This window comes from Megasphaera sp. UBA4382 (assembly GCF_002391155.1).
Classification (GTDB): Bacteria; Bacillota; Negativicutes; order Veillonellales; family Megasphaeraceae; genus Megasphaera; species Megasphaera hexanoica.
Genome location: NZ_DGRS01000083.1, coordinates 14,405 through 14,845 on the forward strand (window position 1 = coordinate 14,405; position 441 = coordinate 14,845).

General features: G+C 53.5%; 1 pseudogene. It reads right to left on the reverse strand.

Going from position 1 to position 441, the window contains the following annotated elements:
* Window positions 1-48: 48 nt before the first annotated feature.
* Window positions 49-441 (reverse strand): annotated as a pseudogene (locus B4H10_RS10485) (DNA repair protein RecO); the annotation flags it as partial.

The window sequence follows — 441 nt, forward strand, 5'->3', positions numbered from 1 at the left end:
TTCGTGGGGATCGTCTTTTCTTTCATCAAACTTCAAACTCTCTCTCCCTTACACTTTCTTTCCCTCTTCTATCAGTTTACGGCATTTGAGTTGTCGGCCGCTGAGTTCTTCTACGTAGCTGTACAGCAGGTGTTCCAGGAATGCCAGTTGATTCCGGGGGAGCCGTATGGTATCTGTCTTTTGCCAGGAATAGGTTAAAAGAGTCTGCCAGAGCTGACGGACGGCTGACGGCAAAGGGACGGGCTGCATGTCTTCTCTTTCATCGGACAGGTAATAGGTCTTTCTGCCATCAGTCCCTGGTCCCATATACACCTGAGCGGCCGCTGTATCGGGCATATAGCCGGCACAGGCCGTCAGCTGCCATCCGGCGATGATGGTCGCTACGCGGACGTTGCGGCTGGCAATGGCCCGGCTGTAACAGCCGATGAGCTCATATATCCG